Genomic DNA, 294 nt, shown 5'->3' on the forward strand with positions numbered 1-294 from the left:
GCGTTCGACCGCGAGCGCGACGCCCATCCCGCCGCCGATGCACAGCGACGCCAGGCCGCGCTTCGCATCGCGCTTCTGCATTTCGTGCAGCAGCGTCACCAGGATCCGGCAGCCCGACGCGCCGATCGGGTGGCCGATCGCGATCGCCCCGCCGTTCACGTTCACCTTCGACGTGTCCCAGCCCATCTGCTTGTGCACCGCCAGCGCCTGCGCCGCGAACGCCTCGTTGATCTCCATCAGGTCCAGGTCGCCCGGCGTCCAGCCCGCGCGCTCCAGGCACCGGCGCGACGCCGG

General features: G+C 72.1%; 1 pseudogene. It reads right to left on the minus strand.

The features are described from left to right. Positions 1 to 294 (minus strand): annotated as a pseudogene (locus ACV229_RS40870) (acetyl-CoA C-acetyltransferase); the annotation flags it as partial.

Source organism: Burkholderia sp. MR1-5-21, assembly GCF_053427715.1.